Genomic DNA, 17,954 nt, shown 5'->3' on the forward strand with positions numbered 1-17,954 from the left:
TAACTTCTCTCTATTATTAAGTGACATTGTAATCAAAATGTCACTTATTAGTATCATAACTGTAATCCAACAAATATAAAATTCGCTAAATTATAACTATGGAGCGAATATGTTTACAAAACATACAAAGGGTTTAATCTCTTTAACACTAGCTACCTTTTTATCTACATCTTTATATGCTACTAATGATGAAGATATGGTAAAGTCAATCATGAAACTTCGCGGTGATGTTGAATCATTATATACTCAAATAGATGAGAATAAAGAGTCTTACAAAGCTCAAATGAAATCATTGGCACTTCAAAATGCAGATACGGATGCACAGATAAATCGTAAATCTACATCTATAAAGCTTGCTGAATTGGAATTACAAAAAGTAAAACTAAAAATTGCCAATACCTCAACCCAAAGTTTTGAATTAAAACCACTTATAAACGAAGTTTACAACAAACTTGAACATTCTATTAAAACGGGTATCCCTTTTAAGATAGAACAACGCCTAAGTGCTATTAAAAAAATTCAAAACGATTTAGATGAAAACACTATCACTCAGGAGCGTGCACTTGCACTTTTATGGGCAAGTTACGATGATAATATTCGCTTAACCAAAGAGATCGGTCTTTTTAAACAACATATAAAAATAAACGACAAAAAAATACTTGCAAAAATAGCAAAACTAGGTTCTATGATGCTTTATTTTCAAGCACCTGAGAAGAGTGTAGGTTATGCAATAAAAGACGGTGATTCTTACTCTTATAAAGTCGTAACAAACGAAGATGACGTAAAACAGATAAATAACCTTTTCGATGCTCTTAATAAACAGATTCGTACAGGTTATTTTTCAGTACCAAATGCACTAGTTCTTAAAGGAGATAAATAATGAAGTTATTACTATTAACGCTATTTACACTAACATCATTAGTAGCAAATGAACTCTCAGATGCATATAAAAAAGAATATACATTCTTAAAAGCTCAAAAAACAGAACTTGAAAAACGTTTAAAATCAGAACGTAAATCACAAGCAGATGAATTATACAAAGCAAAACAAGAGGTTAAAAACAAGCAAAACGACTATGTTAAGCTCTCAAAAACCCTAAAAAATAAAGAGCGTGAAATTGAAAAGGCAAATGAGCGTCTTCGCGATAAAACAAGCAATAAAGAGATAATTAACAGTGTACTTATACAAGCTAAAGTATCGCTTGGAGATTATGGTGTAAAGGTCGATGAAAATGCTCTCTCAAAAGTTGATGAACTTAAAAAAGCTTTTAAAGGTTCTGCAAATCTTTACAACACATTATCGAGTGTACGTACGGAGTACGGAAAGTTTTATCTGCTTGACGGTACTACTGCTCAAGGTGAAATCGTAAAAATCGGAAATATTGCAGCTTACGGTATTTCAACAAAAGCAAACGGTGCTTTAGCACCTGCAGGTAACGGTGAGTACAAGCTATGGAATAAACCTGCCGAACTTAGTGCAAAAGCACTTTATAGCAAACAAACTCCTTCAAATATTGATATATTTGTTTATGAAAACTTAGATAAAGACGTAGAGTACAGACAAGAAAAAACTCTCAAAGACACTATAAAAGGCGGTGGAGTTATTGGGTATATAATCCTAACACTTGGTGCTTTTGGCGTGCTTCTTCTTCTTTTGAGAGTTTTATTTTTAAGCAGTGCCGGAACAAACGTTAAAAAAGTTACGGACATAGTTTCAAACAAGCTTGAAACTTCAAATGCCGAAGATGCATATGAAGCTATCAAAAATTTTAAAGGCTCTACTGCAAGGGTAATCCGTGCAACACTTAGAAACATTAAACGTGATCGCGAGCATATCGAAGATATCATAATGGAAAATATCCTAAATGAAAGTTCTGCACTTGACAGATTCGGTAACTTTATCTTAGTTTTAGCAGCCGTAGCACCGCTTCTTGGTCTTCTTGGAACAGTAACGGGAATGATATCTACATTTGACATCATTACGGTTCACGGAACGGGTGATCCAAAACTCTTAAGCGGCGGAATAAGTGAAGCACTTGTTACAACTATGCTTGGTCTTGTAGTAGCTATTCCATTATTACTACTTGGTAATTTATTAAGCGGTTGGGCAAACAGCATTAAAGACTCTATGGAGCAAAGTGCTCTTCGTGTAGTTAACTTATATGAGAAACTGGGCGTGTAATGTTTGATATAGCCCAAAATATAGAACTATTTGCCCTTTTTATGAATAAAGGCGGCTTGGTTATGTGGGTTTTATTTGTACTAAACCTCTTACTATGGTATGGGCTTGGATACAGATACTTAACCCTTCAACGCGGGACTATGGGAAATGTTAGAAGACTGGTTGAAAAGCATGAACAACGTGGAGCGAGCAAAGAGTTTAAAGGACTTTTAGATTATGCCGTTTCAGATGCACTTCAAGCCGCAAACGAGGCAAAAGCAATAAATAAAGTTTGCAGAAACTATATAACAGATGCACTCTTTAAATACAACATAGTTATAAAACGCTATTCGACTTTAGTAAAAACGATAGTTGTTTTAGCTCCGCTTATCGGGCTTTTAGGAACTGTAATGGGGATGATTGAGACTTTTGATGCACTCCAAAGCAGTTCTATGTTCTCTCAAGGTGCGAGTATATCAGGCGGTATATCAAAAGCGCTTTTTACGACTGAGCTTGGTCTTGTCGTAGCAGTACCGGGGCTTATTATAGGTCGTATATTAGACAAAAAACAAAACAGATTTGCTCTTGAATTTGAGCAAATCACGGACATAATATGTACAAAGGATAATAAATGAGATTTAGACCAAAAGAGCAGAATGTAGATAATGTAGATGTATCTCCACTTATAGATATGGTTTTTATTCTTCTAATATTTTTTATGGTTACTACAACATTTGTTAAAGATATGAAACTCGATATCAACCGTCCTTCGGCTGCATCTGCATCACTCTCAAACGAGAAAGTTATTCGCGTATATATTGACAATAACCGTGAGATATATATAGATAACCAGTCGGTAAAAATCTGGGCACTTCAAAGCAAACTTAGAGATATGCTTAGAAGCTCTATAGACAAAGCGGTACTTGTTATAACAGATACTGAAATTCCTGTTGATTCTCTTATTGACGTAATTGATGAGTGTAAACAAAGCGGTGCAATAGATGTAGCCGTCTCAACTACAAAAGAGATAGGATAAAACAATAATGTCAAAAAAGATATACAACACCAAGCTAAGACCTTTTTATGCATTTGTAAGCATGATACTCGGTGGTTTGCTTATGGTAATACTTGTTATCTCATTTAATAAAAACGTAGATGAAAAAGAGGATAAAGAAAAAGCAAAAAGCAGAATTGTCCAAGTAAAAAAACAAAAAAAACAAGTTACTCAAAAACCAAAACCTGAGCCTAAACCTAAACCTAAAAAACAAACACCAAAAGCACCGCCCCCAAATCTCTCAAATATACTCGGCGGAGTTAGTATGAATATACCGGAGTTTGCAAGCCAAGGGATTACCGGAGATTCAACGGATTTGCTTGAATCAATCGTTGAAGATACCGTTATGAGTGAAAGTAGTGTTGATTCTAAACCTAAAGTAACGTCACGCTCAGCCATGGAGTATCCTGAATCTGCAGCGAAAGACGGGATAAAAGGTTTTGTAATCGTTAACCTGCTAATTTCTAAAGACGGCTCGGTTGAACTTGCAAAAATCATAGAGTCACAACCAGAGGGCGTGTTTGACAATACTGTTTTAAATGGCGTTAGAGGCTGGAGATTTACACCTGCACGTTACAAAGGCAAAAGTGTAAAAGTATGGGCGAAACAAAAAGTATCATTTAACTAAGGAAAAAAGAGATGAAAAAGTTTTTACAAATATTATTATTAATTTCACTAAGTGCATCTCTTGTAGCAAAAGAGAAAGATACTTTAGTAGATCACTTGGCAATAGCTTCACTTTTAATATATGACGGAAAATACGATAAAGCTAAAGATGAACTCTTGCTTGTAGATAAAAAAGCAGATAACTTCGATGCAGCAAAGTACTATACTATTTTGGGTGTGCTTGCATCTAAGACGGATGATTATAAAAATGCCGTAAGTAACTACACTAAAGCTATAGATGCAACAAAAACAAAAGTTTTTAAAGCTCCAAAAATCGTACATAAAGAGAAGTATCTTTTCTCTATCGGTTCAAGCGAGAAAAAAGATACCGCACCTGAATTTGATGCCGCAAAAGTTAAAAAAGAGAAACTTGAAAAACTTTATATGTATCTATCACAAAGCTATTTTAAAATAAAAGAGTACGAAAAAACTGCAAAGTCTCTTGATTTAGCAGGAGACAAAGGGCGTGAACGTGCATCTCTTTTTGCACTTCGTGCAGAGTGTTACTGGAAAATAAAGCAATATTCAAATGCTATAGATGCACTCAATATTGGCTCGAATCTTTTTCCTAAAAATACAAACTTGTTAAAACAAAAGTTTTATTATTTTGCAGATTTGGGTCTTTATCAGGCTGCAATTAAAAATGCAAAACTTTATATGGACAAGACTAATGCAGATGCAAACGAATATATAATCCTGGCTCAACTTTTATTTGAAGCAAAACAGGTAGATGAAGCTATAAAAATTTTAGAGATTGCAAAAGCTAAATTCCCTAGTAGCGCAAAAAGCAAAATACTTTTAGGTCACGTATATCTTAAAAAAGATATGCCTCGCACCACTGCATATATGTTTAAGCACGCTGCATATAATGATACAAGTTACCTAAAAGATGCAGTCGAGATGCACAGACGGATTAAAGACTATCCACACGCTATATTTTTAAACTCACAAATACCGGACAAAGTTGAAAAACTAAAACAAAAATTGGCACTTCATATAGACAGAGGTGAGTTTGCAAAAGTTATAGGTTTAAAAGATGCACTTAACAGATACAACCTATTAAAAGATGACAATATAAGATATGCACTTGCATATTCATACTATATGTCAAAAGACTACAACAGTGCAGAAAAAAATCTTAAAAAGATACAAGATACAGATCTTTTTAAAAAATCAACAATTATAAGAGCTAATATTGAAAAATGCCGCAATAATAGTATGGAGTGTATATAGATGCAAAAAATAACTAAAATATTTTTAATCAGTTTTATATTTTTAACGACTGTTTTAAATGCAAGTGAAAATGCAGGTAGCTTAAGCATATCTATCTTTAAAGACGGGAAACCTCTTCAAAACACTCAGGTAATACTGGATGCTAAAGATAATTACGTTACCGATGCAGACGGTTCTTTACATATATTTTTAAGTGTAGGTAAACATAAAGTAGAAATATTCGGTAAAGAAGGGGATAAAAATCTCGGTTATTTTAAAAGAAGTGTTGAGATAAAAAGAGATAAAGATACACAAATCACGGCAGAATTTACTGAAGATGAAAATGATGAGATAGATATCGATACACCTTTTGATACCGATATCTCAATTAACAAATCAACAGGTTTAGCTATTTTTAGCGGAGTGCTAATATCTTCCGATACAAAAAAAGCTATATCAAACGCAAGAATATTCGTAATGGGAACAGATGTAGATGCAAGAAGTGATGCAGAGGGTAAATTTGAATTTGAAGTACCTTCGGGAATCAAACTAAATATATCATTCATACACTCTGAACATACATCCAAAACATTAAAAGATATAGTTTTAGACAAAGATGCAAAGCTAAACAAAACCGTATCTCTCTCTCCTGCTTCTATGGAACTTGAAGAGTTTGTGATACTCGCTCCAAAAGTTACAGGTAGCATAGCTATGGTTATGGCTGAGGAGAAACAAGTAAATGCCATAGTGAATATCTTAGGCTCTGAGCAGATAAGTAAAAAGGGTGATTCATCTGCTGCATCTGCACTAAAGCGTGTAACGGGAGTAACATTGATAGGCGGTAAAAACATATATGTTCGCGGTCTTGGTGACAGATACTCAAACATAGAGATGAACTCTATGCCTCTTCCATCACCTGACCCTACAAAAAGAGTAGTACCTCTTGATATATTCCCCGCAGGTGTAATAAGTTCTATGAAAGTTCAAAAAAGTTCTACACCCGATATTCCTGCGAGTTTTGGCGGTGGATATGTAGATATACGTACAAAAGATAAGTCAAAAGATGATTATATGAAAATATCTTTTGGTATAAAGGCAAACTCAAATACAGGAAAAGATGCACCGACATATGAGGGTAGCGATACCGATATATATGGTTTTGACGACGGATATAGAGAGATAGGCGGCGGTATTTTAGAAAACTCTACTATAGTCGTTGGAGAGAGACAAAAATCTTTTACGACAGCTTATTTTACAAAAGAAGAAATATCCGCTTTTACCCAAAGTTACGTAAACGGAAGAAATTTTAACGTAACAAATGAAGCTTTGCCTTTTGGAGGAAGTATTTCAGTTGAGGGTGCCGTAAATTATGATATTAACGATAAAAATAAAATAACTATCTTCGGTAACTACGGATATGTTCAAGAAAATCAATACAGACTAGAAAATTGGTATAAATATGAGATGGATAAAACTACGAATTCACTCTATAAAATGCCAAACCAATACGGTACGACCAAGAAATCATACTCTGATTATTCACATGCGGGTATATTTAATATCGGGTATAACTTTATGGATGTATTTAGAATTAAATATACTAAACTATATACGCATACAGGTACTAAAAGTACAAGAATTACCGATGGAAAACTCGGTTCAAACCAAAATGATTATTATACGAAATATTATTTAGACTGGGAGGAGCGTACTTTAAATACCGACCAAATTAGCGGAAACTTTGATTATGCAATATTTGATATAGAAAACAACTTTAGATTTGGCTTTGAAAATGCCATAGCAGAGTTGTATCAGCCAAATAATTTTGTATATTCGTATTTGGATGACGGAAGTACTGAGAATCCGTTCTTAACAAAACAAATTTCTAATCACGTAGGGACTAATCTGGAGTCTGATGATGAACTTAGTGCATTTTATTTAAAAAATAAATTCAACATTGAATTTTTTAGCGAAGATGATTATATAGACATAGGTTTCTCAAGTAGCTTTAAAGAAAGAACTTCAAAACAAAACAAATACTTCCTAGCCTATAGGTCCGGTGCAGGATTAACGCCCGATACAGATATGACAGCAGATATTGAAACCGTATATAATGAAGAAGTTCGTACAGATATAGACTATGATGATAGAGCTTTAATTATAGGAACTTTATCTCAACCAAAAGATTACTTTGATGCAGAGGTAGATGAGACCAACTTTTATCTATCGACACTATTAAAACCGACAAAGTCTATAGAGTTTTTATTTGGCGGCAGACAGGTAGATTTAACTCAAACAATATACCAATATGTAGAGGACAGAGATAATCCGGACTTTTCTCTTAGACGTCTTGTGCAAAAAGTTCCGACCGTATTAAGCATTAACGACTTTTATCCGAGTGCATCGCTTAAGTACAAGTTTAATAAAAACAATCATCTTGACTTTGCATATACCAAGACATATATTATGCCGGACTTACGCGAGGCATCCGATGGGATATATACGCACCCGTATGACGTAGCAGATATTATGGGTAATCCTAATCTTGTTAATACCGATATTGAAAATTTTGACTTAAAATACTCTCACTATTTTTCCGATACGGAAAATATAAAAACAGGATTATTTTATAAAGACCTCGACAAACCTATAGAAGATGTTATGAAACCGTCTTCTTCACTGCCTATTTACTCTTTTGACAATGCAGACAATGCTGTTTTATACGGTATAGAGTTTGACGGAAGAAAAAAACTTAGCTTTATATATCATAAACTGATAAACTATTTTATTTCAGGAAATCTCTCATATACAAAATCAGACGTTACGCTTAGAAAAGAGCAAGAATCTACTTATACAAACAACCATAGGGAGCTTCAAGGTTTATCAAAAATCGTAATCAACATCTCTTTATCGTATGAGCGTAAAGATCGCTCCGCTACGCTTTCTTACAATAAAATGGGTGAGAGAATAAGAAAAGTAGGTATGATTGATTATGACGGAGGTGAGGGAGAATTACCGAGTATGTATCCAGACTATATGGAAGACCCGGCAGCCGTAGTTGATTTTGTATGGATTGAAAAGCTAGATTTCGGTATGGGTCTAAAAGTAAAATTCGGAAATATTTTGGACAAAGAGACAGTGTGGTTTCAAGGCTCAAAAGATAATGTAACCAACAGATTTAAAAAAGGCAGAACATTCAGTGTATCCGCTTCATATAGATACTAGGTCTGTAACCTTACTGAAATAATGAAGCTATAAAATATGATAATTAATAAGGAATACTAGGTGCAGGAACATATTTTAATTGTTGATGACGACAACGATATTTTAGAGCTTTTAGAATATAATCTTAGTAATGCAGGTTATGACGTACTTGGTTTTTTAAATACCAAACATGTAAGACGTGTATTGCAAGAAGAAGAGATTGATTTGATTATTATGGATAGAAACCTACCCGATATAGAAGGTTCAACCTATGTAGAGATGCTAAGGAGTAAAAATATAAACACACCCGTTATATTTTTAAGTGCCAAAGATACACAAGAGGATATAAATGACGGTTTGTTAAAGGGCGGTGACGACTATATTACAAAACCTTTTGATATTGAGGAGCTTCAACTTCGCATAAAAGCCGTTTTAAATCGCTACAACATAAACTCCAAAGAGACTCAAAAAGATTTAGAATACAAAGATATAAAACTTGATTTGAATTTGCACAAAGCCTTTATTGACAATTATGAAGTTGATTTGACAAAGTTGGAGACTTCTCTTCTTCATATACTAATTGTAAACAAGGGTAAGGTACTAGATAGAGAGTTTTTACTCAAACAAATTTGGAAAGATTCCGATAATATACATCAAAAAACCGTAAACGTAGCGATAAAACGTTTAAAAGAAAAAATAGACCCTTTTAAAAATAAAGACTATATAAAAACTATACGTGGAGTCGGATATCTTTTAAACTGATGCAACTCCGCATATTGCGGAGAAAGCAAACAAGTGATAATTAAACCAAACCTTGTTCTATCATAGCATCTGCAACTTTTTTAAAGCCTGCAATATTTGCACCTAGAACAAGATTTGTAGGTTCACCGAACTCTGCAGCAGTTTGGCTTGCAGTATCAAAAATATCTTTCATAATTTGTGCAAGTTTTGCATCAACTTCTTCAAATGTCCAGTTTACCATAGAAGCATTTTGAGCCATTTCTAACTGGCTTGTAGCAACACCTCCTGCATTTGCGGCTTTACCAGGTCCGTAACATATCTTCTTCTCTACAAAAAGATCGACTGCTTCAGGAGTTGAAGGCATATTCGCCCCCTCGCTTACACAAACACAACCGTTGTTTAAAAGGTTTTGTGCATCTTTTAGATTTAATTCATTTTGAGTAGCACTTGGGAAAGCTGCATAACATTCTACGGCATATACGCCGTTAGTTCCGCTTTCATAATCTTCTACAGGAATATATTTAGCGTTTGGTCTATGTTTTACATACTCTGTCAGTCTTTCTCTTTTAACCTCTTTTAACTCTTTTAATAACTCTAAATCTATTCCCTCATCATCAATAATCATACCTCTTGAATCACTACAAGTAACAGGGAGAGCTCCTAAATGATAAAGCTTTTCAATAGTGTATATAGCAACATTTCCGCTTCCTGAAACTACACATTTTTTACCTTCAAGTGTTTCACCTCTATCTTCTAACATATACTTAGCAAAATATACGGCACCATAACCTGTAGCTTCTGTTCTAACTAAAGAACCGCCCCATTTAAGCGATTTACCCGTAAGAACACCTTCATATCTGTTAGCAAGTTTTTTATACATACCAAACATATATCCAATTTCTCTTCCGCCTACTCCTATATCTCCCGCAGGTACATCCGTGTTTGGACCTATATGCCTGTAAAGTTCACTCATAAATGCTTGACAAAATCTCATAATTTCATTATCTGATTTTCCTTTAGGATCAAAGTCGCTACCACCTTTACCGCCGCCGATTTGAAGACCAGTCAAAGCATTTTTAAATATCTGCTCAAATCCTAGAAACTTAATAACGCCTGCATTTACACTTGGATGAAACCTAAGACCACCTTTATAAGGTCCCAATGCAGAATTAAACTCTATTCTAAATCCTTTATTTACTTGAATTTCGCCTTTATCATCTACCCAGTTGATTCTAAATAAAATTTGTCTCTCCGGTTCAACTACTCTCTCTATTATTTTATGTTCTCTGTATTTTGGATATTTTGTCATTAGAGGTCTAAGTGATTCTAAAACCTCTTCTGCTGCTTGATAAAATTCCGTTTGAGACGGACTAGATCTTCTTAAATATTCAAATACATCCTTTACATATGGCATATACATTCCTTAATTTTAAATTTTTATAAGCAAGGATACTACTATAAATAAAATTAAATTATCTATAATATCTACTAAAAAAGTGAAAACTGATTAATATTTAATCATTTTTTTATTGACAAAGCCATTTTTTTTTGATAGAGCCTAAGATATTGTTAATTCCTTTTCGTAACCTTTTTGCAACATTTACGTAATAAATAAATCATACTATCTCAGCATGAAAAATGAACTGCCAAAAAGATGGGTTGAAAACTTAGAAGTTTTAGATATAGCATTTCAACCGATATTAAATATACATACAGGTGATATTTTCGGTGTAGAAGCCTTACTTAGAAACTATCAAGATATAGGATATAAAACTATATTTGACCTTTTTGACGATATATATTTAGAAAATATACTTTACAGTTTTGACATAGCCCTTAGGGAAAAAGCTATAAAAAAATTTACGAAAATAAAAAACTACAATGCAATAAAACTCTTTTATAACCTTGATAACCGTCTTTTTGAGATGCCAAATTTTGAATCTGGAAATACCGCCCAAATCATTAAGAATTACAATATTTTAAAAGAAAACATATGTTTTGAAATATCTGAAAGGCATGAACTAAAGGGTGAGAGCACAATCGACAAAACACTTCATCACTATAAAGATGAAAGTTTTTCAATCGCTATAGATGACTTCGGTATAGGCTATTCCGGATATAAACTACTCTACGATGTAGAACCGGATGTTATTAAAATAGACAGATTTTTTCTCACAAATATCGAAAAAGATGCCAAGAAAAAACTGATGGTAAGAAATATAATCCACCTTGCCGTTCAGCTTGGAATAAAACTTATCGCAGAAGGCGTTGAAACAAAAGAAGAGCTTTTAACCTGTAGGGACATCGGATGCCATCTTGTTCAAGGATATTTTGTACAACACCCCACAAAAGAAACTTCCGAAATTTTAGAGACTTATCCACATATTGCAAAACTTGTAAAAAGAAACTCCCGTTCAAACAATGTAAAAGAAAATATAAAATCAAATCTCGACAAGATAGATTCACTCAAAATAAATACAAATATGAGCGATGTATTTGATTATTTTAAAAAACATCAAAAAGTAACTATAGTCCCTGTAATCAACTCAAATAAAGAACCCGTAGGGATACTTCTCGAAGAGGAAGTAAAAGATTTGTTATATTCACCCTATGGACGTTCACTTTTACTTAATAACGGCTCAAAAAAATCAAAACTAAAAAATTTAATCAAACCATGCGGAAGTACCGATATAAACTCCGACACCTCAACTATAATAGAGCTATTTTCAAACGATACGGAATCAAAAGGGATAATTATTACCAAAAATTCCAAGTATTACGGTTTTTTATCTGCAAGATCTATCATCAATATTATGAACGCACAAAATATACTGCATGCAAGGGAGCAAAACCCTTTGACTAAACTTCCGGGTAATTCTTTAATAGAGAAGTATATCGATGAAGCTATTCACTCTAAAGAGACATATATAATGTGCTATTTTGATTTGGATAACTTTAAAGCATTTAACGATGTTTACGGGTTTAGAAACGGGGACAGGGTTATTCAACTGTTTTCCGATATTTTACGTAAAAACCTTAACAGCAGTTTTTTTAAAGCTCATATTGGCGGTGATGATTTTTTTGTAGGAGTTAAATGTTCAAACGAAACTACTTATTCTTACTCTTTTGAATCAAACTGTAGTTTAGATATAGAAAATTGTTCCGAGGAAAGTAGTTGCGCTAAGATATTGTCCATTGAGCATATTATTCATAAATTTATAAACGATGTAAAAGAATTTTATACGCCCGATGATAAACTAAACGGTTACATCGTCTCAAAAGACAGAGACGGTGAAGCAAAAAAATTTGATCTTTTAAGTGTAAGTGCCGCTATAGTAGAGGTTCATAAAAAATCAAAACAAAGAGATAAAAACCTTCTTGACAATGTATTTAGTGCACAAAAAAAAGTAGCAAAACATTCACCGAAACATTTTTCGATATCTACACTTTTATAGTTCCGTTTTGTAACCGTTTGGAAACACTTTCGTAATATTTCTCCTATAAGATTTTAAAATATTAAACTAGCAGGAGATTTTAATATGATAGATATTCAAAAAGAGATACACTCCAAATATCCGAATCTTAAAAATAACAAACTTATAAATGCATCTCTATCAAAGTTTGCAAAAACCGTTATTCATGAAAAAACAATAAACGATTTTTTAGAAGAACATGAGCATTTAAAAGGGTTTGAGTTCATAGATGCGGTATTGGAATATTTTAATTTTGATTTTTTAATATCTGATAATGAACTAGAGAACATCCCTACAAGCGGTAGAGTAGTTATTATAGCAAACCATCCGCTAGGCTCACTCGATGCATTTGTACTTTTAAAACTCATAGGTAGAGTTAGACCTGATGTAAAAATAGTAGCTAATGATTTTTTGGCTGAATTTAAATCGATAGAGTCTCTTTTGATTACTATAAATAACTTCAAAAATACTCAAACAAAAGAGTCTATTCACAAAATGTATTCTCATTTAGAAGATGAGGGTGCACTTATTATATTTCCTGCGGGAGAGGTCAGCCGCATGACGCCTGTAGGTGTACGCGACGGTAGATGGCAAAAAGGTTTTTTAAAAATAGCTACGCGTACAAACAGCCCTATTTTACCTATATATGTGGGTGCTAAAAACTCTAAAACATTTTACTCGGTAAGCACGTTAAATAAAAAAATATCCACACTTCTGCTTTCACACGAGATGTTTAAACAACGTAACAAAAGTATAAAAATAAATATAGGCGAGCTTATTCCAAGTACAAATATTCATCCGCCTTCGCTGCAAACTGCGGGTGTGATTGAACTTTACAGACAACATATATATCAACTAAAAAAAGGTCGTTCACTCTTTAAAACGCAAAAAGCCATAGCGCATCCCGAAGATACGAAACAGATAAAAAAAGAGTTAAAAAATGCCGAACTTTTGGGTAGTACAAAAGACGGTAAAAGTATATATCTTTACTCAAATACGGAAGAGTCTATCATTTTAAAAGAGATAGGCAGACTTCGTGAGGTGGCTTTTAGAAAAGTGGGTGAAGGGGCAAACGAGAGACGTGATTTAGACAAGTATGATAAGTACTACAAACACATAGTTTTATGGGATGACAACGACTTGGAGATTGTAGGGTCATACCGCATCGGAGAGTGTAAAGAGATTATTCAAAGTTTTGGTATCGACGGACTTTACAATTCTACTTTATTTGAATTCTCAGGGGAGTTTTTAGAGATGCTTCCTGATGCTATAGAGTTAGGGAGAAGTTTTGTACAACCAAAATATTGGGGCACGCGTGCACTTGATTATCTATGGTACGGGATAGGTGCCTATCTGCATAAAAACCCTCAAATAAAATATATGTTCGGACCCGTGAGTTTGAGTGCATCTTACTCGCCAATGAGTAAAGATATTATTTTTAACTTTTTTGATAATTACTTTGGAGATGATACGAATCTTGTTAAAGCAAAATCTCCGTATAACTTTAAAACCGATAAAACTTTATTAAGAGTTTTAAACAACGAACTTGTCAAAAACGACTATAAACAAGATTTTAAAGCCATCAAAAAGTTTCTTAAAAACTTTGACAGTTCAATACCTGTTTTATACAAACAATATGCCGAACTTTGTGAAGATGGCGGTATAAAATTTTGTGCTTATAATATTGATGAAGATTTTGCGTCTTGTGTTGATAGTTTTATTATTGTAGATATTTCAAAAATAAAAGATTCCCAAAGACAAAGATATATAAAGTGATGTAATATTGTCACTTTAATGTCATTTAATAATAATCTGATAATATTCGAGCAATTTTTTACCAAGGATTGCTTATGAAAAGAAGAGATTTTTTTAAATCATCTCTTGTAGCATCGGCTGCACTTATGGGAAGCTCTTTAAGTGCAGGTGTTACACATCAACCTATAGATTCCAGAAAAGTTTCAAAAATGGCTTTTCCTGAGAAGAAACCTCTTATAACTTATTCTGACAGACCACCTCTTTTAGAATCGCCAAGAAGTACTTTTACTCAGGCTTTAACTCCAAATGACGAGTTTTTTGTAAGATGGCATCTTCCGGAGATTCCGACATATATCGATCCTGATAAATATACTATCCATATCAACGGTTTAGTAGATAAAGAGTTACATATATCTCTAAACGATTTAAAAACTAATTTTGAACAAGTTGAAGTAGATGCAGTACTACAATGCGGCGGGAACTCAAGAAGTGCTTTTAATCCGATCGCCGGCGGTATTCAATGGGGAAGCGGTGCTATGGGCTGTGCTAGATGGAAAGGTGTTAGACTCTCAGACATCCTAGCTCGTGCAGGACTTAAAAAAGAAGCAAAATTTATTGGTTTTAACGGTGAAGATAAAGCAGCTTACTATGAAACACCGAACTTTGTACGTGAAATGGAACTTCACGAATTGGACGATCACGTTATTTTAGCATATGAGATGAACGGTGAAGACCTGCCTTACCTAAACGGATATCCTTTACGTTTAGTAATTCCGGGTTATTACTCAGACAGCTGGGTAAAAATGATTAGTAATATCACAGTTACAGATAAGTATAGATCTCTGTTTTTTATGGATGTAGCTTACCGTGTACCTGATAATGAAACTGAGAGTGAAACTCCTGAGAACAGATTTAAGCCAACTAAACCTATTACGACTATGAACGTAAAATCGGTTATAGGTTACCCTGAGAACGGTGACAAAGTTTATCATAACTCACACCTAGTTATACGCGGTGTTGCATGGGATGACGGTCACGGTATTAAAGCTGTTAAAATCTCAACCGATGAGGGTAAAACTTGGGAAGATGCGCTAATCAAAAAAGCAGGACGTTACGCATTTCAAGCGTTTAGATTTGCTTACAAGCCGACTAAATACGGCAAAGTAAAAATAATGGCTAAAACAATCGATAACTTAGGCAACGAGCAGCCATTGGCTAAAAACGTACTTTGGAACCACGGCGGATACAAATACAACGGTATCGACGAAGTTACGATAGAAGTGATATAGGGAGCAAAGATGAAAAATATTTTAACAAAAACTTTAATAACAGCAACACTTAGTGCAGCTCCACTTCTAGCTCAGGTAAAAGGCGACGTTGCAGTACCTTATATCCCGTATGAAATTAAAATGGGTAAGGGTTTTGATGCCGTTCAGGCAAACTGTCTAATGTGTCACTCTTTTGGTTACATCATAAACCAAGGTCCACAGTCTTATGAATTCTGGGTTAAAAAAACACAGAAGATGATTGTACACTTTAAAGCTCCAATTTCAAAAGAGGATGCTAAAGCTGTAAATGATTATCTATTTGAACACTACGGAAACGGTAAACTAAAATAATAAAACGTCCCCTTAAAAGGGGATATTTTTAATCTATAGGTATAGCAGGGCTTAAACCTGCCGTATTATGTAAAAAGTGACGGTGTTTTTCAAACTGGTCTATAATATCCGTAGCAATCACCTCTTCATCATATCCGTATATATCATAAGCTTTATTTCCGTCTTGTAAGTAAACTTCCGCTCTGGCATATTCATGTTGTTCTTGTGTCGGGTTTATAGATTCGGGAAAAGCATATTCGGGTGTATCGTATTTTTTGGCACGGACTTCATATATAAAGTCCATATCTCCCGAATGTTCCGCTTTGAAAAAAGATACTGAATTTTTGTTATCGTGAATAATTTCAACATCCCAGTAATGTGTATTTAGTTCATCTTTTACAAGCTTCATAGCATTCATTACATCTTCGGAAATAAATCTTTTTGTCTCTTGCATCGAGGGATAACTGACTATCCTGCTTAAACGTGACTTCCATGTCCCGCTAATCTTTCCGTGCCTACCTGCGTTCATATGGTGTTGCAAACTCTCATAACGTGTGCTCTCCAGATGCAGAGCTCGGTAAAGTCCCCATGAAGCTATAAGCATTATCACTGCAAAGGGTAAAGCTATGGTAATAGAAGCAGATTGTAAAGCTCCAAGACCGCCTGCCAGAAGTAAAGTTGCAGCTACTACACCCTCTAGCACAGCCCAAAATATACGTTGCCAGACAGGTGCTTCAAGTTTTGTTTTTGAAGCAATAGTATCAACTACCAATGAACCCGAATCTGAAGATGTAACAAAAAAAGTTATAACTAATATCATTGCAACAACGGAGACAAAACTTGACATTGGAAAATGTTCCAAGAATTTAAAAAGTGCAGTTGAAACATCGGCAGATACTGCTTCGCTAAGCGCTACAAAACCATTGTTCATAATAGCATCCAAAGCAGTATTCCCAAAAACAGTCATCCAAATAAATGTAAATCCTACAGGAACAAACATAACACCAAAGACAAATTCACGAATAGTCCTACCGCGAGATACTCTAGCTATAAACATTCCGACAAAAGGAGCCCATGCTATCCACCAAGCCCAGTAAAATAAAGTCCATGAACTCATCCATTTTGTATCATTATACGCATACTGATTAAAAGTCATATATACAATATCAGATAGATAATTACCAATATTTTGCAGCCATGCATCTAGTAAAAAGAATGTAGGTCCGGCTAAAAGTACAAAAAGCAACAAACTAGCTGCCAAATATAGATTCAAGTTTGAGAGTTTTTTTATACCGCCTTCCAAACCAAGCACTACAGATACAGTAGCCATAGCAGTGATTATAGCTATTAATACTACTTGTACGCTCGTACTGATAGTTATATCAAAAAGATAATTTAGTCCTGCATTTACCTGCATTACTCCAAGACCAAGAGATGTAGCTACCCCTAAGATGGTCCCAAGTACTGCTACCGTATCTACAGTGTGCCCTATAGAGCCGTAAATTTTTTTACCGACTAAAGGATAAAGTGCTGAACGCACAGAAAGCGGCAATCCATGACGAAAAGAAAAATAAGCTAAAACCAATCCCACAACTGCATAAATAGCCCAAGCATGAAATCCCCAATGAAAAAAAGTAATCTTCATAGCATCTTTAGCCGCTTGCATAGTTCCACCATCACCAATAGGCGGTGATGTATAATGCATAACAGGTTCGGCTACACTCCAAAACATCAAACCTATCCCCATCCCTGCACTAAAAAGCATTGCAAACCATGACGAATAAGAAAAATTTGGTTTTGACTGATCCGGTCCTAATTTAAAACGACCATATGGAGAGAGAGCTAAAAATAACACGAAAAAGGTAAAAACACCAACACTTAACATATATAACCAGCCGAACTTCTGGGCTATAAATTGTTTTATACTACTAAATATTTCACCTACATCCTGAGGGTCTATAACAGCAAAAACAACCATTATAAAAATAACTGCAACAGATGGATAAAATACCGGTTTTAATATAGTCGATTCTCTCGACTTACTGGCCTCTGATTCTTCCATTTTGTATCCCTTTTATCGTGAACTACCTA

The 17,954-nt window shown here is 34.3% G+C and carries 14 protein-coding genes; 12 read left to right on the top strand and 2 right to left on the bottom strand.

Annotated features, from left to right (window positions below; all coding sequences use genetic code 11):
- Positions 1 to 109 precede the first annotated feature (109 nt).
- Genes FJR48_RS10560 through FJR48_RS10595 form a run of 8 tightly spaced genes read left to right on the top strand, consistent with a single transcriptional unit; the run spans position 110 to position 9,058 of the window.
- Positions 110 to 880 (top strand): DUF3450 family protein, encoded by a 771-nt coding sequence (locus FJR48_RS10560; RefSeq protein WP_152308091.1) that lies wholly within the window; start codon positions 110 to 112, stop codon positions 878 to 880.
- Positions 880 to 2,181 carry a MotA/TolQ/ExbB proton channel family protein gene (locus FJR48_RS10565; protein WP_152308092.1) on the top strand — a complete coding sequence of 434 codons (1,302 nt, stop codon included), beginning with the start codon at positions 880 to 882 and terminating at the stop codon, positions 2,179 to 2,181. Before FJR48_RS10560 ends, FJR48_RS10565 begins: the two co-directional genes overlap by 1 nt.
- The gene (locus tag FJR48_RS10570) at positions 2,181 to 2,795 is read left to right on the top strand and encodes a MotA/TolQ/ExbB proton channel family protein (protein WP_152308093.1); all 615 of its coding nucleotides are present in this window, start codon (positions 2,181 to 2,183) and stop codon (positions 2,793 to 2,795) included. The genes FJR48_RS10565 and FJR48_RS10570 overlap by 1 nt, the downstream gene beginning before the upstream one ends.
- Positions 2,792 to 3,196: an ExbD/TolR family protein gene (locus tag FJR48_RS10575; RefSeq protein WP_152308094.1), complete on the top strand. Its 405-nt coding sequence runs from the start codon at positions 2,792 to 2,794 to the stop codon at positions 3,194 to 3,196. Before FJR48_RS10570 ends, FJR48_RS10575 begins: the two co-directional genes overlap by 4 nt.
- Positions 3,197 to 3,203: 7 nt before the next feature.
- On the top strand, positions 3,204 to 3,842 hold the full coding sequence (locus FJR48_RS10580) for an energy transducer TonB (RefSeq protein WP_152308095.1): 639 nt from the start codon (positions 3,204 to 3,206) through the stop codon (positions 3,840 to 3,842).
- Positions 3,843 to 3,853: 11 nt separating this feature from the next.
- Positions 3,854 to 5,113, top strand: a complete 1,260-nt coding sequence (locus FJR48_RS10585; RefSeq protein ID WP_152308096.1) for a tetratricopeptide repeat protein — start codon at positions 3,854 to 3,856, stop codon at positions 5,111 to 5,113.
- On the top strand, positions 5,114 to 8,317 hold the full coding sequence (locus FJR48_RS10590) for a TonB-dependent receptor domain-containing protein (protein WP_152308097.1): 3,204 nt from the start codon (positions 5,114 to 5,116) through the stop codon (positions 8,315 to 8,317).
- A 60-nt stretch (positions 8,318 to 8,377) separates the two neighbouring features.
- On the top strand, positions 8,378 to 9,058 hold the full coding sequence (locus FJR48_RS10595; protein ID WP_152308098.1) for a response regulator transcription factor: 681 nt from the start codon (positions 8,378 to 8,380) through the stop codon (positions 9,056 to 9,058).
- Between the two features lie 40 nt (positions 9,059 to 9,098).
- Here FJR48_RS10595 and gdhA read toward each other — a convergent pair whose 3' ends face one another.
- A complete protein-coding gene (gene gdhA, locus FJR48_RS10600) occupies positions 9,099 to 10,451 on the bottom strand; it encodes an NADP-specific glutamate dehydrogenase (protein WP_152308099.1) in 1,353 nt (450 codons plus the stop codon).
- Positions 10,452 to 10,668: 217 nt separating this feature from the next.
- Between gdhA and FJR48_RS10605 the strand changes: the two genes are divergently transcribed.
- The 4 genes from FJR48_RS10605 (at position 10,669) to FJR48_RS10620 (ending at position 15,884) form a co-directional block, all read left to right on the top strand.
- Positions 10,669 to 12,492: a GGDEF domain-containing protein gene (locus tag FJR48_RS10605; protein WP_152308100.1), complete on the top strand. Its 1,824-nt coding sequence runs from the start codon at positions 10,669 to 10,671 to the stop codon at positions 12,490 to 12,492.
- Between the two features lie 84 nt (positions 12,493 to 12,576).
- Positions 12,577 to 14,286: a bifunctional ornithine lipid synthase OlsF gene (gene olsF, locus FJR48_RS10610; protein ID WP_152308101.1), complete on the top strand. Its 1,710-nt coding sequence runs from the start codon at positions 12,577 to 12,579 to the stop codon at positions 14,284 to 14,286.
- Between the two features lie 74 nt (positions 14,287 to 14,360).
- Entirely contained in the window at positions 14,361 to 15,554 is a 1,194-nt protein-coding gene (locus FJR48_RS10615) for a molybdopterin-dependent oxidoreductase (protein WP_152308102.1), read from the top strand.
- A 9-nt stretch (positions 15,555 to 15,563) separates the two neighbouring features.
- Complete coding sequence (locus FJR48_RS10620) at positions 15,564 to 15,884, top strand: sulfite:cytochrome C oxidoreductase subunit B (protein ID WP_152308103.1); 321 nt, start codon at positions 15,564 to 15,566, stop codon at positions 15,882 to 15,884.
- Positions 15,885 to 15,912: 28 nt separating this feature from the next.
- Here FJR48_RS10620 and FJR48_RS10625 read toward each other — a convergent pair whose 3' ends face one another.
- A complete protein-coding gene (locus tag FJR48_RS10625; RefSeq protein WP_152308104.1) occupies positions 15,913 to 17,925 on the bottom strand; it encodes a BCCT family transporter in 2,013 nt (670 codons plus the stop codon).
- Between the last annotated feature and the right edge of the window lie 29 nt (positions 17,926 to 17,954).

The sequence above is a fragment of the Sulfurimonas lithotrophica genome (assembly GCF_009258225.1).
GTDB classification, from domain to species: Bacteria; Campylobacterota; Campylobacteria; order Campylobacterales; family Sulfurimonadaceae; genus Sulfurimonas; species Sulfurimonas lithotrophica.